At 63.0% G+C, this 19,495-nt stretch carries 16 protein-coding genes; 13 read left to right on the forward strand and 3 right to left on the reverse strand.

All coding sequences use genetic code 11. The features are described 5' to 3' along the window. Positions 1-47: 47 nt before the first annotated feature. On the reverse strand, positions 48-440 hold the full coding sequence (locus BLT86_RS20260; protein ID WP_075744764.1) for a response regulator: 393 nt from the start codon (positions 438-440) through the stop codon (positions 48-50). A gap of 131 nt (positions 441-571) precedes the next feature. Here BLT86_RS20260 and BLT86_RS20265 point away from each other — a divergent pair, with 131 nt between their 5' ends. From BLT86_RS20265 to BLT86_RS20290, 6 genes are all read left to right on the forward strand, one after another. Then, positions 572-4,072, forward strand: a complete 3,501-nt coding sequence (locus BLT86_RS20265; protein ID WP_092379172.1) for a response regulator — start codon at positions 572-574, stop codon at positions 4,070-4,072. Continuing rightward, positions 4,072-4,881 (forward strand): CheR family methyltransferase, encoded by an 810-nt coding sequence (locus tag BLT86_RS20270; RefSeq protein ID WP_017676431.1) that lies wholly within the window; start codon positions 4,072-4,074, stop codon positions 4,879-4,881. Before BLT86_RS20265 ends, BLT86_RS20270 begins: the two co-directional genes overlap by 1 nt. Continuing rightward, positions 4,878-5,489, forward strand: coding sequence for a chemotaxis protein CheB (locus BLT86_RS20275; protein ID WP_017676432.1), 612 nt, complete (start codon positions 4,878-4,880; stop codon positions 5,487-5,489). Before BLT86_RS20270 ends, BLT86_RS20275 begins: the two co-directional genes overlap by 4 nt. Next, complete coding sequence (locus tag BLT86_RS20280) at positions 5,483-6,670, forward strand: hybrid sensor histidine kinase/response regulator (RefSeq protein WP_092379175.1); 1,188 nt, start codon at positions 5,483-5,485, stop codon at positions 6,668-6,670. The genes BLT86_RS20275 and BLT86_RS20280 overlap by 7 nt, the downstream gene beginning before the upstream one ends. A 175-nt stretch (positions 6,671-6,845) precedes the next feature. Further along, positions 6,846-7,157 carry a hypothetical protein gene (locus tag BLT86_RS20285; RefSeq protein WP_021487563.1) on the forward strand — a complete coding sequence of 104 codons (312 nt, stop codon included), beginning with the start codon at positions 6,846-6,848 and terminating at the stop codon, positions 7,155-7,157. A gap of 18 nt (positions 7,158-7,175) precedes the next feature. Further along, positions 7,176-7,361 carry a PA3371 family protein gene (locus BLT86_RS20290; protein ID WP_017676435.1) on the forward strand — a complete coding sequence of 62 codons (186 nt, stop codon included), beginning with the start codon at positions 7,176-7,178 and terminating at the stop codon, positions 7,359-7,361. A 92-nt stretch (positions 7,362-7,453) separates the two neighbouring features. Here BLT86_RS20290 and BLT86_RS20295 read toward each other — a convergent pair whose 3' ends face one another. Both BLT86_RS20295 and algB read right to left on the reverse strand, forming a co-directional pair. Further along, entirely contained in the window at positions 7,454-9,250 is a 1,797-nt protein-coding gene (locus BLT86_RS20295; RefSeq protein WP_021487565.1) for an ATP-binding protein, read from the reverse strand. 13 nt (positions 9,251-9,263) lie between these two features. Further along, complete coding sequence (algB, locus tag BLT86_RS20300) at positions 9,264-10,616, reverse strand: sigma-54-dependent response regulator transcription factor AlgB (protein WP_017676437.1); 1,353 nt, start codon at positions 10,614-10,616, stop codon at positions 9,264-9,266. A 210-nt stretch (positions 10,617-10,826) separates the two neighbouring features. On the opposite strand from algB, the gene BLT86_RS20305 reads away from it, so the two are divergent. From BLT86_RS20305 to phoU, 7 genes are all read left to right on the forward strand, one after another. Beyond that, complete coding sequence (locus BLT86_RS20305) at positions 10,827-11,657, forward strand: BON domain-containing protein (protein ID WP_092379178.1); 831 nt, start codon at positions 10,827-10,829, stop codon at positions 11,655-11,657. Between the two features lie 67 nt (positions 11,658-11,724). Further along, the gene (locus BLT86_RS20310; RefSeq protein WP_017676439.1) at positions 11,725-12,159 is read left to right on the forward strand and encodes a ferritin-like domain-containing protein; all 435 of its coding nucleotides are present in this window, start codon (positions 11,725-11,727) and stop codon (positions 12,157-12,159) included. 397 nt (positions 12,160-12,556) lie between these two features. Continuing rightward, entirely contained in the window at positions 12,557-13,525 is a 969-nt protein-coding gene (locus tag BLT86_RS20315) for a PstS family phosphate ABC transporter substrate-binding protein (protein ID WP_017676440.1), read from the forward strand. A 179-nt stretch (positions 13,526-13,704) separates the two neighbouring features. After that, positions 13,705-15,990 carry an ABC transporter permease subunit gene (locus BLT86_RS20320; protein WP_017676441.1) on the forward strand — a complete coding sequence of 762 codons (2,286 nt, stop codon included), beginning with the start codon at positions 13,705-13,707 and terminating at the stop codon, positions 15,988-15,990. Between the two features lie 15 nt (positions 15,991-16,005). Then, on the forward strand, positions 16,006-17,679 hold the full coding sequence (gene pstA / locus BLT86_RS20325) for a phosphate ABC transporter permease PstA (RefSeq protein WP_167377334.1): 1,674 nt from the start codon (positions 16,006-16,008) through the stop codon (positions 17,677-17,679). A gap of 66 nt (positions 17,680-17,745) precedes the next feature. After that, complete coding sequence (pstB, locus tag BLT86_RS20330) at positions 17,746-18,579, forward strand: phosphate ABC transporter ATP-binding protein PstB (RefSeq protein WP_045733663.1); 834 nt, start codon at positions 17,746-17,748, stop codon at positions 18,577-18,579. A gap of 162 nt (positions 18,580-18,741) precedes the next feature. Further along, positions 18,742-19,470: a phosphate signaling complex protein PhoU gene (phoU, locus tag BLT86_RS20335; RefSeq protein ID WP_092379181.1), complete on the forward strand. Its 729-nt coding sequence runs from the start codon at positions 18,742-18,744 to the stop codon at positions 19,468-19,470. Positions 19,471-19,495: the final 25 nt, after the last annotated feature.

Consider the following 19,495-nt stretch of genomic DNA (forward strand, 5'->3'; position numbering starts at 1 on the left):
CGGACTCTCCTGTCCAGGGACCTGCAATCAGCCTAGATGCCGCTTCGTCAGCCCGCCAGTTCGCTCAATCGTTGAGCAAGAAGCTTGAAGTCATAAGGTTTTACGATGCTTTCGGTGGGCGCCGCGCTGTCGCGGGCGCGCACTTCTTCGAGCAGTTCGCGTTCGTAATAGCCGCTGGCGAACAGCACCGGCAGGGTCGGTCGCAACTGGCGCGCGGCTTCCACCAGTTCGCGTCCGTCCATCCCGGGCAGGCCGATGTCGCTCATCAGCAGATCGAAATGCTGCTCGCTGCGCAGCCGCTCCAGGGCGCTGTGCCCGTCGCGCAGGGCAAGGACGCGATAGCCGAACTCCCCGAGGACTTCAGCGGTGAGTTGGCGTACGACATCGTCATCCTCGACCAGCAGGATGGTCTTGGCACTGGCGCAGTCGATTTCGGTCATGGGGCTCTCTGTTTCAGCGCGCAGAATGCGCGAATGTTTGGCAAACTTCGGAGTCTGTGCGCGGTCAGTGTGCCATACGCCTTCCCCGGACAGACAAGAACAAGCGAGACAATCATCGAATGGACGTCCCAATGTCGAATGAGTCCGCAATGGACGAAAAAGGGTTTCGCCGGATTCTCAACCGTAACGTCGGGCTGCCGCTCGGCCTGGGGCTGGTCGGCGCGCTGTTCTTCGCGCTGTTGATCGGCTACCTGCTCAATGTGATCCGCTGGGTCGAGCACACCGACCAGGTGCTCAACAGAGCCAGCGAGGTGTACAAGCTGACCCTAGACCTGGAAACCGGCATGCGCGGCTTCCTGCTCAGCGGCGAGGAAGACTACCTCGCGCCCTACGAGCAGGCGCGCGGCAAGTATCGCCCGCTGATCGAGCAGCTCATCGATATGGTCGGCGACAACCCGCCACAGGTGCAGCGGCTCGAACGCCTGCTGGCGTTGCAGGAGCAGTGGGATCTGTTCGCCCAGGAGGTCATAGGCAGCCGCCGTGACGGCGGCAATTACCTGGCCGAGGTTGGGCGCGGGCGCGGCAAGAACCTCACTGACGGCATGCGCCGTGAGCTCGACACCTTCATCAACAGTGAACGCGAGCTGCGCCGGCAGCGCAATGCCGAGGTCAGCAGCAGCACGACTTGGGGGGCCGGTATCTATCTGGTGGTCAGCATCCTGTTCAGCGCCCTGTTGGCGCTGTTCGGTCGCCGTGAGCTGATGAACCTTTCGCAGACCTATTCTCAGGCGATGGCCAAGCAGTCCGAATACGCCGATGAGCAGCGCCGCCGCGCCTGGCTGGGCGGCGGCCAGACCCAGCTGGCCGAGCGTCTACTCGGCCAGCTGCAGGTGCAGGAATTGGCCGACCGCTCCCTTGAGTTTCTCGCCGAATATCTCGATTGCGTGGTCGCCGCCCTGTATCTGCGCGATGCTCAGACTGGCGACCTCACGCGCGTTGCGGGTTATGGCTTCAGCGAGGACGTCAGACTCAAGGCGCATTTCTACCGCGGTGAGGGCCTGATCGGACAGGCCGCTCGCGGCCGTCGTCTGGTCTGCCTCGATGATCTGCCGGCGGATTACATCAAGGTCGCCTCGAGTCTCGGCGAAGGCCAGCCGGTTAGCGTTGCCCTGCTGCCGCTGCAGTCCGAAGATCGCGTCAACGGTGTGGTCGAATTGGCCTTCATGCGTGTACTGGAGCCGCGTGAGCGCGAGTTCCTCGAGGCCATCGCCAGCAATGTCGGGATGGCACTTGAAGCGGCGCGCTATCGCCAGCGTCTGCAAGAGGTGCTCGGCCAGACCCAGCAACTCAACGAGGAGCTGCAGACCCAGCAGGAAGAGCTGCGTGCCGCCAACGAGGAGCTGGAGCAGCAGGCGCGCGTGCTCAAGGAGTCGCAGGCGCACCTGGAAACCCAGCAGGCCGAGCTGGAGCAGACCAACGAGAAGCTCTCCGAGCAGGCGCAGACACTGGCCGACCAGCGCGACGAGCTGGACCAGCGCAACACCACCCTCGGCCGTATTCAGGCGCAGCTGGAAGAGCGTGCCGAGGAGCTGCAGCGCGCCAGCCGCTACAAATCCGAGTTCCTTGCCAACATGAGCCACGAGCTGCGCACGCCGCTCAACAGCTCGCTGATCCTGGCCAAGCTGCTGGCGGAAAACGGCAACGGCAACCTCAACGACGAACAGGTCAAGTTCGCCGAGTCGATCTACTCGGCCGGCAACGATCTGCTCAATCTGATCAATGACATTCTCGACATCGCCAAGGTCGAGGCCGGCAAGCTCGAGATACGCCCCGAGCGCACGCCGCTGGCAAGTCTGCTCGAAGGCTTGCGTGATGTGTTCGTACCGCTGACGGGCGAGCGCGCCCTGAGTTTCGAGATCGAACAGCAGGGCGAGCTGCCGCAGGTGCTATTCACTGACCGCCAGCGCGCCGAGCAGATCCTGCGCAACCTGTTGTCCAACGCCTTCAAGTTCACTGACCGCGGCGGCGTGACCCTCAGCGTATCGCGGCAGGATGACCAGTACCTGGCCTTCGCCGTGCGCGATACCGGCATTGGTATCGCTGCAGATCAGCAGCAGGCGATCTTCGAGGCCTTCCGCCAGGCCGATGGCACCACCAATCGTCGTTATGGCGGTACCGGCCTGGGGCTGTCCATCTCGCGTGACCTGGCCGGCTTGCTCGGTGGCTCGATCACGGTCAGCAGCGTGCCGGGCGAGGGCAGTACCTTCACCCTGCTGCTGCCCGAGCGCCTGGTCGAGGGCGCTGCTCCCAGTCAGCCGATTGCCGCGCCTCGGGTGGTGGCTGAGCCGCCACTGCCGGTCGCCGCTGTCGCTGCCGCTGCCGCCCCGGCGATGCCGCGAGCGCCAGCGCCTTTCGCCGATGACCGCGAGCACCTCGACGAGCGTGGCGGCCGCCGCGTGCTGGTGGTCGAGGACGAAGTACGCTTCGCCCGCATCCTCTTCGATCTGGCTCACGAGCTGGGCTACGCCTGCCTGGTGGCTACCTGCGCCGATGAAGGCCTGGAGCTGGCGCGGCAGTACCGCCCGGATGCCATCCTGCTCGACATGCGCCTGCCCGACGGCTCAGGCCTCGGTGTGCTGCAACGGCTGAAGGACGACCCGCAGACCCGTCACATCCCGGTGCATGTGGTCTCGGTGGAGGATCAGAGCGAGGCCGCACTGCACCTGGGGGCGGTTGGCTATGCGCTCAAGCCCACCAGTCGCGATCAGCTCAAGGACGTCTTCGGCAGGCTCGAGGCCAAGCTCAATCAGCAGGTCAAGCGCGTGCTGCTGGTCGAGGATGACCCGCTGCAACGCGACAGCGTTGCCCGCCTGATCAGCGACGAAGACATCGAGATCACCGCCGTCGCACTGGCTGGCGATGCGCTGGAGAAGCTGCGCGACACGGTGTTCGACTGCATGATCATCGACCTCAAGCTGCCCGACATGCAGGGCAACGAGCTGCTGCGGCGCATGGCCGAGGAGGACATCTGCTCCTTCCCGCCGGTGATCGTCTACACCGGGCGCAACCTGACCCGCGACGAGGAAGCCGAGCTGCTCAAGTACTCGCGCTCGATCATCATCAAGGGCGCGCGTTCGCCGGAGCGTTTGCTGGATGAGGTCACCCTGTTCCTGCACAAGGTCGAGGCCGAGCTGTCCAGCGAGCACCAGCGCATGCTCAAGACCGCGCGCAGCCGCGACAAGCTGCTCGAGGGCCGGCGCCTGCTGCTGGTCGACGATGACGTGCGCAACATCTTCGCCCTGTCCAGCGCGCTGGAGCAGAAGGGCGCCACGGTCGAAGTCGCGCGCAACGGTTTCGAGGCACTGGACAAGCTGCGCGAGCGCGAAGACATCGACCTGGTGTTGATGGACGTGATGATGCCGGAGATGGACGGCTACGAAGCCACCCGGCAGATTCGTCTGGAAGACCGCTGGAAGAACCTGCCGATCATTGCGGTGACGGCCAAGGCGATGAAGGATGACCAGGAGCGCTGCCGCGAGGTCGGTGCCAACGATTACCTGGCCAAACCCATCGACCTGGATCGTTTGTTCTCCCTGATCCGCGTGTGGATGCCCAAGCTGGAGCGTCTGTGATGCCTGACGAAATCGAGCTGCGCCTGCTGATCGAGGCGATCTACCTGCGCTACAGCTACGACTTTCGCGACTACTCGAAAGCCTCGCTCAAGCGCCGTGTGCGCCAGGCGCAGACTCAGCTGGATTGCCCGACCATCTCGGCGTTGCAGGCGCGTATCCTGCACGAGCCGCAGGCGTTCATGCAGCTGCTGCAGTACCTCACCATCCCGGTCAGCGAGATGTTCCGCGACCCCGAATACTTCCTCGCCCTGCGCGAGCAGGTGGTGCCGCTGCTGCACACCTATCCCTCGCTGAAGGTCTGGGTGGCTGGCTGCAGCACGGGCGAGGAGGTGTATTCCCTGGCTATTCTGCTGCACGAGGAAGGCCTGCTGGAACGCACCATGATCTACGCCACCGACATCAATCCGCACTCGCTGGAGAAGGCCGAGCAGGGCATCTTCGCCCTCGACAACCTGCGCACCTACACCCAGAACTACCAGCTGTCCGGCGGCAAGCGGGCGTTCTCCGACTACTACTCGGCGGCCTACGATCGGGTGCTGTTCGACAAGTCGCTGCGTGCCAACGTGACCTTCGCCGATCACAGCCTGGCCACCGACAGCGTGTTCGCCGAAACCCATCTGGTGTCGTGCCGTAACGTGCTGATCTATTTCAACCGCGACCTGCAGGACCGTGCACTGGGCCTGTTCCACGACTCCCTTTGCCACCGCGGTTTTCTCGGTCTGGGCAGCAAGGAAAGTCTGGATTTCTCTGCCTATGCCCGGCAGTTCGAAGCGGTGTCGCGGCCCGAGCGGATTTTCCGCAAGCGATGAGCAGCCAACGGATCAACCTCCGCGGCCAGGTGCGGGCGCCGCTGCAGGCCCTGCTGATTGGCGCCTCGGCCGGTGGTGTCGAGGCGCTGTTGAGCCTGCTCGAAGACCTGCCGCCGGACTACCGGCTGCCGGTGGTCTGCCTGCTGCATCAGCCGGATCGCAGCGACAGTCTGCTCGCCGATCTGCTGCAGCGCCGCCTGAAGCTGCCCGCCAAGGAAGCCGAGGACAAGGAGTACCTGAGTGGCGGCGTGGTCTACGTGGCGCCCGCCGGTTACCACCTGTCCATCGAAACCGATCGTAGCTTCTCCCTCAGTCGTGAGGAGCCGCGGCATTTCTCCCGGCCGTCGATCGATATTCTTTTCGAGTCCGCTGCCGATGCCTATGGCGAGCAGCTGGCTGCCGCGCTGCTCACCGGCGCCAATGAGGATGGCGCGGCCGGTCTGCTGGCGATCAAGCAGGCGGGCGGCCTGACGCTGGTGCAGGAGCCTGCCGACGCGCAGGTGCCCACCATGCCGAATGCCGCGCTGGCCCTGCTGAAACCGGATTTTCTCCTGTCTATCAATGCCATGCGCCTGCTGCTGGCCGAACTGGATGCCCTGCCATGCTGAGGAAGATTGAAGCCAAGGTATTGATCGTCGACGACCTGCCGGAAAACCTGCTGGCGTTGCGTTCGTTGATCCAGAGCGAGGACCGCACCGTGTTCCAGGCCAGCAGCGCCGACGAGGCGCTGTCGCTGCTGCTCGAGCACGAGTTCGCCCTGGCCATTCTCGACGTCAAGATGCCGGGCATGAACGGCTTCGAACTGGCCGAGCTGATGCGCGGCACGGAGAAGACCAAGCATATCCCGATCATCTTCGTCAGCGCGGTCGGCCGCGACATGGACTACGCCTTCCGCGGCTACGAGAGCGGCGCGGTGGATTTCCTGCACAAGCCGCTGTCGCCCTTCGAGGTGCGCAGCAAGGTGGCGATGTTCGTCGAGCTGTACCGCCATCGCAAGGCGTTGAGCATGCAGCTGGAGGTGGTCGAGGCGGCGCGTCGTGAGCAGGAGGCACTGCTCGCCGAGCTGCGCGAGACTCAGGGCGAGTTGCAGAAAGCGGTGCAGATGCGCGACGTGTTCATGTCCATCGCCTCGCACGAGCTGCGCACGCCACTCAACGGTTTGATCCTCGACGTGCAACTGCGCCGGCTGCGCCTGGAGCAGGGGCGCATGGATGCCTTCAGCCCGGAAAAGCTGCAGGAGATGGTCAGCCGCGACGAGCGGCAGATCCGCAGCCTGAGCCGCCTGATCGACGACATGCTGGATGTTTCGCGCATTCGCACCGGCAAGCTTTCCGTGCGTCCAGAACCCGGCGACCTCGGCGTGCTGGCTGGCAACGTGGTGGAGAGCCTGGCCGCGCAGTTCACCAATACCGGTAGCCATATCGAGTTGCACGTCGAGGGTCCGGCGCCGGTGATGATGGACGAGTTCCGCATCGAGCAGGTGTTGGCCAACCTGCTGACCAACGCCCTGCGCTACGGTGATGGTAAACCTGTGTCGGTGCGTGTGCGGGTGGTGGACGATATGGCCCGCGCCGAGGTGCGTGACCAGGGCCTGGGCATCTCCGAGGCCGATCAGCGGCGGGTATTCGAGCAGTTCGAGCGCGTCTCCGGAACCAGCGTCGCGCAGGGGCTTGGGCTCGGCTTGTTCATCAGCGAGCAGATCGTCCAGGCCCATGGCGGTCGCATCGAGCTCAGCAGCCGTCTCGGCGAAGGTTCCTGTTTCAGCATCCTGCTGCCATTACGCAGCTGATCGTGCAAATTGCACGTGTCGTAATTCATGTATCTTGCAAAGTGCATGGAAGAAGGTGTTGATTTTAATTTTAAGCTATTGATTTATAAGGATATTTTAGAGGAATTGATGTTGGCATGAGCGCTGCAGAATCAGTTATGTAAGCCCCCGACTGACCTGCTGATGGAGAAGCGTCATGAACATCGTCCGAGTGAGCCTGTTTTGCGTCGCTGCATTGCTGGTCAACGGGGCTTACGCCAAAGATTTCAGTGGTTCGGCCGGAGCCGTTGCGAAAACGGCCGAGTTCACCCTTTCCAACTCGCCGGTGTGGCAATCGCGCGCTGCTGCACAGCAGGAAGGCTCCGCCGAACTGCGTACCCAGCCCTCCCGCGCTGTCGGAGCCATCGGCGACGATGCGCAGTGGCTGCGCATCTCCAACGAGGGCGACACCGATACCGCCAACCGTGAGCCACGCCCTGCCAATAGCACCCCGCGCTGGGTGTTCTGACCGACAAGGAGTCCTGCCATGTCCAGAAGTGCCGTCCTGTTGTTGATCATGACCCTGTCGAGCCTGGCGGTGTTGTGGCTGAGCCCCGCTCTGGACGAGGGTATCGCCCTGCTGCTCAAGGGTGGCAGCGTCGTCTTTGGTGCGGGCTTTCTGGTCGCGTTGATGGCCGGGCGCCGGATCAAGTTCGACCCGGTGCTGCGCTGAAGTTGATCTCGCGCCAAGGAAACAAGAAAACGCCACGAAGATCGTGGCGTTTTTTATTGCGCGTGAACAGGCCGTTACCCCGGTCGTCTACCTCAGACCGGCAAGCTGAAATAGAAGTTGGCGCCTTCGCCCGGGCGCGAATGAACCCTCAGCTGGCCGCCGTGCAGCTGCACGATCTCCCTTGCCAGCGCCAGGCCGAGGCCGACGCCACCCTTGCGCCTGCCGACCTGAACGAAGGGTTCGAAGATCCGCGCCTGTTGTTCGAAGGGGATCCCTTCGCCTTCGTCCTGCACGCTGACGATCACCTGTTCGCCATGGCGGCGCGCCTGTAGTCGTATCTTGTCACCCGGGTTGCTGTAGCGCAGGGCATTGTCGGTCAGGTTATCGAGCAGTCGCTGCAGCTGCGCGGCATCGAGCTCAAGCTGCGGCAGGGGCTCGTGGACTTCGCAAAGCACCGTCACCTCGCGCTCCGCGGCTCTCTCGGTAAAACGTTGAGACAGCTGCTGGATCATTTCGCTTAGGTCGCAGGGGCGGCGCTGCAGGGTTTGCACGCCATTCTGGTAGCGTGAGAAGTTGAGCAGGTCGTCGATCAACTGCACCAGGCGGTGCATCTCCTCGTCGACGGTGCGTATCAGTTCCTGCTCGCGTCCGCCTGACGGCAGTGAGAGACGTTCGCGCAGCAGGCTGAAAGCCATATGAATACCGGTGATCGGCGTGCGCAGCTCATGGGAGGCGCGCAGGATGAACTCGCTGCGCACCCGGTCGAAGGCACGTTGCTTGGTGACGTCACGCAGCACCATCACCGCCCCCGCGCTACCGCCCTCGCGCACCTGTACCGGGGTCAGGGCCCAGGCCAGCAGTCTGGTCTCGCCGTCGCGTTCGATCTGCAGGTCGGCCGGTGGCTCCTGCAGCAGTTCGCCTGCCAGCACCCGGCGCAGCGCCTCGTCCACCGCATGCTCGGGCAACAGCGGGCCGATGGGCTGGCCCACGATTTCGGCCGACCAGGACAGCTGGCGCAGCGCCACCGGATTGGCGTGTTCGATGCTGCCCTGGGTGTCGAGAATGACCAGGCCATCATCGATGCTGTCGAGCACTGCCTTCAGACGCCCCTCGCTGCTGAGCAACTGGTTGAGGTTGCTCGAGTGGTATTCGCGCAGCGCCTCGGTCATCAGGCCGAAGCGGCGGCTCAGCACGGCCAGTTCGAGCACCGGCGATACCGGCAGCACCACGTCATACTTGCCCTGGCCGATTTGGTCGGCGGCTCGTGCCAGCATGTCGATGGGGGCGCCGAAGCGGCGGGCGATGCCGTGGGCAGTGAGTACACCGATCGCCAGTACCGCGAGGCCGATGAGCACCAGCAACCCGGCGATCAGTTGAGAGCGCTCGCCCGCTTTGCTCTCGGCCGAGATGACCCAGTCGACGATCTGATCCTGTTGTTCCAGGAGATGGTTGCGCAGACGCTGGAAGGCCTCGGTGAAGGGTTTGTGAGCACCCAGGTTATGGGGTGTCTGGCCGTCCGGCATCGCGCTACTGGCAGCCTGTTCCATCTCGTCGTAAAGCGCTGCTGCTTGCTCCAGTCCGCTGGCGTAGTCTTTGCCGAGGTTGGCCCTAAGGCCTTCGTCGAAGGTGGCGCGGAACGACTGGCGGATGGCTTCGAGGCGCTGCGCATCGGGCTGCTGAGCGATCAGCACGATCAGTTCGTCGCCCAGGTGCTGGCGCAACTTCTGGCCGATCTGCACGGCGTCGAAGCCGCGCTGGATCAGGTCGCTCTGGCTGCGCGCCATCTGTGTGACGCTGAACAGGCCGAGCAGCAGGCCCAGCAGTGCAACGGTGATCAGCGCGGAGATGCTAAGGAACAGTCGCGTGCGAAGCTTCATCGACAGCTTCATGGAAATCCCGTGGTCAGAGGTTGTACTGCTTGCGTTTGCGGTAGAGGGTCGAGGTATCGATACCCAGCGTCTTGGCCGCCATGTCGAGGGTGTTGCTGCTGGCCAGCACGGCGGCAATATGCGCCTTTTCCAGCTCTTCGAGGCTCATCGCTGCGCCGACACGTACGGCGTTGTTCGGCGCTTCGCCGTTGCCGCCCAGGCCGAGATGGCTAACCTCCACCACGTCGCTCTGGCAGATGATGCTGGCGCGCTCGATGACGTTACGCAGCTCGCGGATATTGCCTGGCCAGTGATAAGCCTGCAGGGCGGCGGCAGCCTCGGGGCTGAAACCGCACGCCGGGCGCCCGTAGTCGCTGACGAAGCGGGCGAGAAAGCGTTCGGCCAGGCCCATCACGTCTTCGTGACGTTCGCGCAACGGCGGCAGCTTGAGGGTGATGACGTTGAGGCGGTACAGCAGGTCTTCGCGGAAGCGGCCCTCGCGCACCATTTCGTCGAGGTCCAGGTTGGTCGCGGCGACAATGCGCACATCGGCCCGCCGGGTCACCGGATCGCCAACGCGCTCGTACTCCTTGTCCTGAATGAAGCGCAGCAGCTTGGGCTGCAGGGTCAGCGGGAAGTCGCCGATCTCGTCGAGGAACAGGGTGCCGCCGTCGGCCTGACTGACGCGGCCCTGGGTGCTTTCGCTGGCACCGGTGAAGGAGCCGCGGGCGTGACCGAACAGCTCGCTTTCCATCAGCTCGGCCGTCAGTGACGGGCAGTTGATGGTCACGCAGGTGCGCTTGGCACGGCGGCTCCAGCCGTGGATGGCACGCGATAGCTCACCCTTGCCGGTGCCGGATTCGCCGAGAATGAGGATGTTGGCGTCGGTAGCGGCGACCTGCCGTGCGGTTTCCAGAATCGCCATCATCGCCGGGCTATGCGAGTCGAGACCGTCCTTGGCCTTGCGTACCTCACCTTCCAGAGCTTCCAGGCGTGCAGCCAGCGTACGCACTTCCAGTTGCTTGGCGGCGGCCAGGCGCAATTGATCGGGGGTGCAGGGTTTGACCAGATAGTCGGCGGCGCCGGCCTGGATGGCATCGACCGCGGTGTCCACGGCCGAGTGGGCGGTGACGATCACCACGCGCATCCAGGGGGCCTGGATGCGCATCTGCGCCAACAGGTCCAGGCCGTTGTCCTCGCCCAGGCGCAGGTCGAGAAAGCACAGGTCGAACACCTGTCGCTGCAGCAGCGCCTCGGCTTGAGTCGCACTGCTGGCACCGGCGACGTCATAGCCTTCGTCTTCAAGGCAGTAACGGAAGGTACGCAGGATTGCCGCTTCGTCGTCCACCAGCAGAATGCGTCCACTGGTTTGCTCTGCAACTGCCATGTATGTGCTCCATCTGACGGGTCAATGCAGCTTAGTCAGGTAAAAACCATGCAAGTTGCACGGCTCGACTGTGCCGATACTGCACCCTGCATGCAGGCAGGGTGCCTTTATTGTTGATAAATATTTGTTTTAAAAGGGAATTTTAATTTCTTCTGACTGGCACGGGGCTTGCGATATTGCCTGTATCGTCTCACGAACAGGAGTGAACTCATGCCCCCGTTCAAGCCTTTGTTACTGGCCGCCGGCACCGCGCTGATGCTCGGCCTGACGCCTGTGGCCAGCCACGCTGCCGAAGGTCAGCTATCAGCACAGCTGGATGCGGCCCGCCAGGAAGGTTCGATCTGGACAGCCTTCGCGCTCAACCGGCATCTCAACCCTTTCAAGCTCGATATCGACGTTGAGGATGGCGCGGCCACCCTCAACGGCAAGGTCGAGAACGATGTTCAGAAAGAGCTGGCCGAGCAGGTGGCGCTGAGCATAGATGGCATCGATTCGGTGGACAATCGCATCGAGGTCAGCAGTGACGCGGTCGAGGGCGATGCGCCGAGCATGGCGCAGCGCCTTGAGGACGCCAGCCTCGCCGCCACGGTGAAGTCCAAGTTGCTGTGGAACAGCAACACCCGCGGCCTGGACATCCAGGTCAAGAGCGAAACCGGCAACATCACCCTCAGTGGTCATGCGCAGACGCCGGCGGCCAAGGAGTTGGCAGGCCAGCTGGCAGCCAATACCGATGGCGTGCGCGAAGTGTTCAACCACCTCAGCATCAGCACTGCCGACAGCAGTAGCAGCGCAGTGCAAACCACACTCGACGAAGCGCGCGAGAACATCAGTGACAGCTGGATCACCAGCAAGGTCAAGGCCAGTTTCCTCTACAGCCGCAATCTGGACGCCATGAACATTACGGTGAGCACCGACGACGGCCTGGTCAGTCTGCGCGGCAGTGTGCTGAGCAGTGCCGAGAAGCGATTGGCAGTCGAGACCGCCCGCAACATTCGCGGTGTGCGTGGCGTCGATGCCGACGCCCTGCGCATCAGCAGTTGAATCTCAAGCAATCCCGGCCACTGGAATGGCCATCAACCCGCAAGTCCCATCGCCAAGGAGTGAATCCATGAGCAGCAAGACCGCACAACTCAACGAACTGATCGAAATCACCCGTGACGGCAAGCGCTTCTACGAGCATGCCCACGAAGAGGTCAAGGACATCCGCCTGCAGGCGCTGTTCCGCGACATGGTGCGCGCCAAGACCGAAGTGATCGACGCCTTGAGCGTCAAGGTCGCGGCCAACCAGAGTGAGCCGGCGTCTGGCGGCACCATGCTGGGCAAACTGCGCCAGTTCTACGCCGACACCCGCGCGACCCTGGCCAAGGATGAGGACGCCACCTACGTCGCGCAGCTGGAGGAAGCGGAAGACCGCATTTTGCATGCCTTCGAAGATGCGCTGGAAAGTGCGGACAATGATGTTCGCGTGCTGCTGGCCGTGGAGATGCCCAAGGTGCGGGCTTGCCACGACCGCATGCGGGCGCTGAAGCAGAACATGCAGTAACCACTGCGGCGCTGTTACGAGCCCCTGCACGCATTGCGTGCGGGGGCTTTTTATTGGGTCTGAGTAGCCCGGACTGGCAAATAAGTGTGTGCTTTCGGTGCTGGCACTATCCGTTAGCACGTCGTCTGAACGTTTGGGTTTCGCCCCTTACGGGCGCCACCCAAACGCTCAGCGCACGCGGTAACGGATAGTGCTAAGCCAGTAAGCGATACGCACACAACCTGCCAGTTCAGTATGACCCGCACTTCCCCCAAACCATCCGAAGTACTTTCTCTCTCTGCCGCAACCGAAACTCGTCGACGTTCATTTAACTGTCACATTCGTTTCATAGAGTGGTCACGTGGCCTGCAGATACTTGGGCCAGTTCCATCCAACACTATCCTGCTAGGAGCAAGGCATGAAACTGAAGCGTTTGATGGCGGCCCTGACTTTCGCCGCCGCTGGCGTAAGCGCCGTATCTGCTGTAGCCGCCGTCGACCCGGCTCTGCCGACCTATGAAAAGACTTCCGGTGTGTCGGGCAACCTGTCCAGCGTCGGTTCCGACTCGCTGGCCAACCTGATGACCCTGTGGGCAGAAGAGTTCAAGAAGAACTACCCCAACGTCAACATCCAGATCCAGGCCGCTGGTTCCTCCACTGCGCCACCCGCGCTGACCGAAGGCACCGCCAACATGGGCCCGATGAGCCGTCCGATGAAGGACAGCGAAATCCAGGCCTTCGAAGAGAAGTACGGCTACAAGCCGACCGCCGTTCCGGTTGCCATCGACGCCCTGGCCGTGTTCGTACACAAGGACAACCCGATCAAGTCGCTGTCGATCGAGCAGGTCGATGCGATCTTCTCCAGCACCCGCCTGTGCGGTGGCGACAAGGACATCAAGACCTGGGGTGACCTCGGTCTGACTGGCGAGTGGGCAGGCAAGCCGCTGCAGCTGTTCGGTCGTAACTCGGTATCCGGCACCTACGGCTACTTCAAGGAAGAAGCCCTGTGCAAAGGCGACTTCAAGTCCAACGTCAACGAGCAGCCGGGTTCGGCTTCGGTTGTCCAGTCGATCTCCAGCACCCTGAACGCCATCGGTTACTCGGGCATCGGCTACAAGACCTCCAGCGTCCGCGCCGTGCCGCTGTCGAAGAAGGGCGGTGAAGCCTTCGAGGCGTCGGAAGAGAACGCTCTGGCTGGCAAGTTCCCGCTGGCTCGCTTCTTCTACGTCTACGTCAACAAGGCGCCGAACCAGCCGCTGAGCCCGCTGGATGCCGAGTTCATCAAGCTGGTGCTGTCCAAGCAGGGCCAGGAAGTCGTGATGAAGGATGGTTACATCCCGCTGCCGTCCAAGGTCGCCGATAAAGCGATGAAGGACCTGGGTCTGTAAGGCTTCCAGCCTGATGGCCTGGCTCTAGCTAGCGAGGCCATTCGACGAACCCGCCACCCCATGGGTGGCGGGCTTTGTCATGTCAGTAGACTGTAATCTTTCTGTCATACAAGCCCGCTAAATTGACAAGCCTGGGCAGCCGTATGCGCTGCAATCAAGCCCGCGCAGAGACTTCTCGCATGAATGACTTGGCAAACGAATCCATGAACCGTTCGCAGAACCCTCTAGGGATCGACTTCAACACGCCCGCCCTGCAACGCAAGCGCCGTCTGCGCGCGTTGAAGGACCGCATGGCGCGTTGGTACGTCTCCATCGGTGGTCTGGCGGTGCTCGGTGCCATCACCCTTATCTTCTTCTACCTCGCCCATGTCGTGCTGCCCATGTTCCAGGGCGCCGAGCTCGAGTCGCGCAAGGCTCAGCAACCGGCCTGGCTGGCCGAGGCCCAGGCGCCATTGCTTCTCGCCGTGGAAGAGCAGAACCAGGTCGCCATGCGCCTGGATACTTCCGGCGCCGTGCAGTTCTTCGAGCTCAAGAGTGGCGAAGCCCTGCAGCGCCTGCAGTTGCCACTGCCGCAAGGCGTCAGCGTCGCCTCCGTCGGTCAGGATCAGCCGGGTACGCGCCGCGTGGTACTGGGCCTGTCCAACGGCCAAGCGCTGATCATTCAGCACAGTTACAAGATCACCTACCCGGATAACGTGCGTGCCATCGCGCCGCAGATCGAATACCCCTACGGTGAAGCACCGATCGAGGTCGATCCGCAGGGGCGTCCGCTCGAGCACATCGCCGTCAATCTCAACAGCGGCACGCTGATGCTGGCTGGCTCCACGGGCAACGAGCTGCACCTGATCAGCCTCGCTCGCGAAGAGAACCTGTTCACCGGCGAGGTGAGTGTCAGCGAGGAGCGCATCAACCTGCCGCAGATCGGCGAGCCGATCAGTCAGCTGATTCTCGACCCGCGGCAGATGTGGCTGTACGTGTTCAACGGCGATTCCAGTGCCGACGTTTTCGATCTGCGCAAGCGCGGCCTCAATGGCCGCTACGAACTGCTCAAGGGCGGTTCCAATCGCGTGACCAGCGCCACCAGTCTGCTCGGTGGCATCTCGATCATGATCGGCGACGCCAAGGGTGGCATCCAGCAGTGGTTCATGGTGCGCGACCAGGATGGCAAGTCCACCTTCCAGTCGATCCGCAGCTTCCAGCTCGGCGACAGCGCAATCACCCAGATCCTTCCCGAAGAGCGCCGCAAAGGCTTCATGGCCCTGGATGCCGACGGGCGCCTGGGCATCTTCCACAGCACCGCGCACCGCACCCTGCTCAAGGAGCAGGTCGCCGAAGGCAGCGCCATCGCCGCCCTGTCGCCGCGTGCCAGTCGTGTGCTGGTCGAGTCGGACGGCAAGCTGCAGCGCTTCGTGGTGGATAACCCGCACCCGGAAATTTCCTGGAGCTCGCTGTGGGGCAAGGTCTGGTACGAAAGCTACCCGGAGCCTGACTACGTCTGGCAGTCCACTTCCGCCAACACCGACTTCGAAGCCAAGCTGAGCCTGTCGCCGCTGGCCTTCGGTACCCTCAAGGCGGCGTTCTACGCCATGCTGCTGGCTGCGCCGCTGGCCGTGGCTGCAGCGATCTACACCGCCTACTTCATGGCGCCGCGCATGCGCACCAAGGTCAAGCCGGTGATCGAGCTGATGGAAGCGTTGCCGACGGTGATTCTCGGTTTCTTCGCCGGCCTGTTCCTCGCGCCGTTTCTGGAGAACCACTTACCCGGCATCTTCAGCCTCTTGTTGCTGACACCGGTGGGCATCCTGCTGTTCGGTTTCCTCTGGACCAAGCTGCCTGAGTCCATCCGCCACCGTGTTCCCGAAGGCTGGGAAGCGGCACTGCTGATTCCGGTGGTGGTCGCTGTGGGCTGGTTCTCCATCGCGATCAGTGGGCATCTGGAAAACTGGCTGTTCGACGGCAACATGCGCCTGTGGCTGTCCAACGACCTGGGCATCCCCTTCGACCAGCGCAACGCTCTGGTGGTCGGCCTGGCGATGGGCTTCGCGGTGATCCCGAACATCTACTCGATTGCCGAAGACGCCGTGTTCAGCGTGCCCAAGAGCCTGACCTTCGGTTCCCTGGCGCTCGGTGCCACGCCCTGGCAGACCCTGACCCGCGTGGTGATTCTCACGGCCAGCCCGGGCATTTTCTCGGCGCTGATGATCGGCATGGGCCGCGCGGTGGGCGAGACCATGATCGTGCTGATGGCTACCGGTAACACGCCGATCATGGACATGAATATCTTCGAAGGCATGCGCACCCTGGCGGCCAACGTCGCCGTGGAAATGCCCGAGTCGGAAGTTGGCGGCACCCACTACCGTGTGCTGTTCCTGGCGGCGATGGTGTTGCTCCTGTTCACCTTCGTGATGAACACCCTGGCCGAGCTGATTCGTCAGCGCCTACGCACCAAGTATTCGTCGCTCTAAGGTTTTGGAAGGTATATGTCCGTGAAACAGAACAACCTGAAATCCTGGTACAAGAGCGGCGCCCCAGGCGTGTGGATGAGCGGAGGCGCCGTTGCCATCGCCATCATCATGACCCTCGGTCTGCTGGCAGTGATTGCCTCTCGCGGCCTCGGCCACTTCTGGCCGGCAGATATTCTCGAAGCTGACTACCAGGTGCCTGGCCAGGAAGCCCGGGTGATGCTGGGTGAGGTGGTGCAGGTCGAGGAAGTGCCACGTGCACGTCTCGCCGCAGCCGGCCTGCCGGTGGCCGAAGGTGGCGAATTCATGACCCGCGAATTGCTCAAGGTGGGTAACCGCGAGCTGTTCGGTGCCGACTTCACCTGGGTGGTTGGCGAGTGGCTGAGCAACCCGCGCAAGCCGGCCGGCATCACCGTGTTGGAGCGCCGCGAGTGGGGCAACTTCTACGGCAACCTGGTCAACGTCAAGGAAAGTGGCCAGGTGGTCGCTGAGGGCGATGCGGCCTGGGCTGCATTGCAGGAGCGCCTGGATCGCGTCGACGACCTGCACGCACAGCTGGTGCGTCTGGAGAAGAAGGACATCGGCCGTATCAACCATGGCCTGGAGCGCATTCGTCTGGAAGGCCGCAAGCTGCAGTTGCAGGACAAGCTGGACGCCGCTGCCCAGGCTGACATGGATGCCCGTCGCGATGCACTGAATGCCGAGTACAAGGTACTCGAAGAACGCATGGTGGCGCTGACCCAGCAGATCAATCGCGACAGCGTGACCCTGACCGCCAGCGATGGCCGGCAGACCGAAATCGAGCTGGGCAAGATCGTCCGCGCCTTCCGCCCGAATGCCATGAGCACCGTCGACAAGCTCGGCTTCTACGCCATGAAGCTGTGGGAGTTCGTCAGCGACGAGCCGCGTGAGGCCAACACCGAAGGCGGGATCTTCCCGGCCATCTTCGGCACCGTGCTGATGGTCATGCTGATGGCGGTGATCGTCACCCCGTTCGGCGTGATTGCGGCGGTCTACCTGCGTGAATACGCGCACCAGGGCGCTCTGACCCGGGTCATCCGCATTGCGGTGAACAACCTCGCCGGCGTACCGTCGATCGTCTATGGCGTGTTCGGCCTGGGCTTCTTCGTCTACGTGCTGGGTGGCTCGATCGACCAGCTGTTCTTCCCCGAGTCCGCCCCGGCACCGACCTTCGGCACCCCGGGCCTGATGTGGGCCTCGCTGACCCTGGCGATCCTCACCCTGCCGGTGGTCATCGTTGCCACCGAGGAAGGCCTGGCGCGTATTCCGCGTGCGGTGCGTGAAGGCTCGCTGGCGCTTGGCGCGACCAAGGCCGAGACGCTGTGGAAGGTGGTCATCCCGATGGCCAGCCCGGCGATGATGACCGGCCTGATTCTCGCCGTGGCACGAGCCGCCGGTGAGGTGGCGCCGCTGATGCTGGTGGGTGTGGTGAAGCTGGCGCCGACCCTGCCGCTCAACGGTAACTACCCTTACCTGCACCTGGATCAGAAGATCATGCACCTGGGCTTCCACATCTACGACGTCGGCTTCCAGAGCCCCAACGTCGAGGCCGCGCGTCCGCTGGTTTACGCCACTGCGCTGCTGCTGGTGATCGTTATCGCCCTGCTCAACCTGACTGCGGTCTATATCCGTAACCACCTGCGCGAGAAGTACAAGGCGCTGGATCACTAACGCAGCTACGAGTCGCGCACCGCCGGTGCGCAGCTTGCAGCTTGTAGCTACGAACGGAGTGAGTTTATGCAACACGAAACCCATACCCACGGTATCGATCTGGCCGCCCTCGGCCGCGACAAGCAGAGCCTCAACCTGGCCAACGAGACCACGGCCATCGAAGTGCCGGGTCTGAACCTGTACTACGGCCAGAAGCAGGCGCTGTTCGACGTCAAGATGGATATCCCCAAGCAGCGCGTGACCGCCTTCATCGGCCCGTCCGGCTGCGGCAAGTCGACCCTGCTGCGCACCTTCAACCGCATGAACGACCTGGTCGATGGTTGCCGCGTGGAAGGCGAGATCAACATCGACGGGCGCAATATCTACCGCAAGGGCGAGGACGTCGCCGAGCTGCGTCGCCGCGTCGGCATGGTGTTCCAGAAGCCCAACCCGTTCCCCAAGAGCATCTACGAGAACGTGGTGTATGGCCTGCGTATCCAGGGCATCAACAGCAAGCGCGTACTCGACGAGGCGGTGGAGTGGGCACTGAAGAGCGCCGCGTTGTGGGACGAGGTCAAGGACCGCCTGCACGACTCGGCCCTCGGCCTGTCTGGCGGTCAGCAACAGCGCCTGGTCATCGCCCGTACCGTGGCCGTGCAGCCGGAAGTGCTGCTGCTCGACGAGCCTTGCTCGGCCCTCGACCCGATCTCCACGCTGAAGGTCGAAGAGCTGATCTACGAGCTCAAGAGCAAGTACACCATCGTCATCGTCACCCACAACATGCAGCAGGCGGCGCGCGTTTCCGACTACACCGCGTTCATGTACATGGGCAAGCTGATCGAGTTCGGCGACACCGACACGCTGTTCACCAACCCGGCCAAGAAGCAGACAGAAGACTACATCACCGGTCGTTACGGCTAAGGCCATGGCAAATACTCCCTGGCTTTGTCGGGCGCCGTACTGTCAGCGCGCGCCCTTCGCGCCAGAGAGCATTTTCCAAGGGCCTTAGTGCTGAAACTCAACGTGTAGGGTGCGCCGTTCGCACCATGGCCATCCAAGCCGGCAGCTTTCGCGGAGCGAAACATGATCAACAAAGACAACCTTACCCAGCACATCTCCCAGCAATTCAACGCCGAGCTGGAAGAAGTGCGCAGCCACCTGCTGGCCATGGGCGGCCTGGTGGAAAAGCAGGTCAACGATGCCGTCACCGCGCTGATCGAGGCCGACTCCGGCCTGGCCCAGCAGGTGCGCGAGATCGACGACCAGATCAACCAGATGGAGCGCAACATCGATGAGGAGTGCATCCGCATCCTCGCCCGCCGCCAGCCGGCGGCCTCCGACCTGCGCTTGATCATCAGCATCTCCAAGTCGGTGATCGACCTGGAACGCATCGGCGACGAATCGACCAAGATCGCCAAGCGCGCCATCCTCCTCAGCGAGGAAGGCGAGGCGCCCAAGGGTTACGTCGAGATCCGCCACATCGCCGACCAGGTGCGCAAGATGGTGCAGGACGCTCTCGACGCTTTCGCCCGTTTCGACGCCGACCTGGCCCTGGCCGTGGCCCAGCACGACAAGACCGTCGACCGCGAGTACAAGACCGCGCTGCGTGAACTGGTCACCTACATGATGGAAGATCCGCGTTCGATCTCCCGCGTGCTCAATGTGATCTGGGCGCTGCGCTCGCTGGAACGCATTGGCGATCATGCGCGCAACATCGCCGAACTGGTGATCTACCTGGTGCGTGGCACCGATGTGCGCCACATCGGCCTGACTCGTATGCGTGAAGAGGTCGAGGGCAAGTCCAGGGACTGACGCCTGCTTCGTGCTGACGGCCCGG

The organism is Pseudomonas sihuiensis (assembly GCF_900106015.1).
Lineage (GTDB): Bacteria > Pseudomonadota > Gammaproteobacteria > Pseudomonadales > Pseudomonadaceae > Aquipseudomonas > Aquipseudomonas sihuiensis.

Excerpts from the sequence above, each read along its gene's own strand:
- phoU (WP_092379181.1), top strand. The coding sequence starts at position 18,742 with ATGATCAACAAAGACAACCTTACCCAGCACATCTCCCAGCAATTCAAC.
- BLT86_RS20315 (WP_017676440.1), top strand. The coding sequence starts at position 12,557 with ATGAAACTGAAGCGTTTGATGGCGGCCCTGACTTTCGCCGCCGCTGGC.
- BLT86_RS20310 (WP_017676439.1), top strand. The coding sequence starts at position 11,725 with ATGAGCAGCAAGACCGCACAACTCAACGAACTGATCGAAATCACCCGT.
- BLT86_RS20275 (WP_017676432.1), top strand. The coding sequence starts at position 4,878 with ATGAGCAGCCAACGGATCAACCTCCGCGGCCAGGTGCGGGCGCCGCTG.
- algB (WP_017676437.1), bottom strand. The coding sequence starts at position 10,616 with ATGGCAGTTGCAGAGCAAACCAGTGGACGCATTCTGCTGGTGGACGAC.
- pstB (WP_045733663.1), top strand. The coding sequence starts at position 17,746 with ATGCAACACGAAACCCATACCCACGGTATCGATCTGGCCGCCCTCGGC.
- BLT86_RS20290 (WP_017676435.1), top strand. The coding sequence starts at position 7,176 with ATGTCCAGAAGTGCCGTCCTGTTGTTGATCATGACCCTGTCGAGCCTG.
- BLT86_RS20265 (WP_092379172.1), top strand. The coding sequence starts at position 572 with ATGTCGAATGAGTCCGCAATGGACGAAAAAGGGTTTCGCCGGATTCTC.
- BLT86_RS20260 (WP_075744764.1), bottom strand. The coding sequence starts at position 440 with ATGACCGAAATCGACTGCGCCAGTGCCAAGACCATCCTGCTGGTCGAG.
- pstA (WP_167377334.1), top strand. The coding sequence starts at position 16,006 with ATGTCCGTGAAACAGAACAACCTGAAATCCTGGTACAAGAGCGGCGCC.
- BLT86_RS20295 (WP_021487565.1), bottom strand. The coding sequence starts at position 9,250 with ATGAAGCTGTCGATGAAGCTTCGCACGCGACTGTTCCTTAGCATCTCC.
- BLT86_RS20280 (WP_092379175.1), top strand. The coding sequence starts at position 5,483 with ATGCTGAGGAAGATTGAAGCCAAGGTATTGATCGTCGACGACCTGCCG.
- BLT86_RS20320 (WP_017676441.1), top strand. The coding sequence starts at position 13,705 with ATGAATGACTTGGCAAACGAATCCATGAACCGTTCGCAGAACCCTCTA.
- BLT86_RS20305 (WP_092379178.1), top strand. The coding sequence starts at position 10,827 with ATGCCCCCGTTCAAGCCTTTGTTACTGGCCGCCGGCACCGCGCTGATG.
- BLT86_RS20285 (WP_021487563.1), top strand. The coding sequence starts at position 6,846 with ATGAACATCGTCCGAGTGAGCCTGTTTTGCGTCGCTGCATTGCTGGTC.
- BLT86_RS20270 (WP_017676431.1), top strand. The coding sequence starts at position 4,072 with ATGCCTGACGAAATCGAGCTGCGCCTGCTGATCGAGGCGATCTACCTG.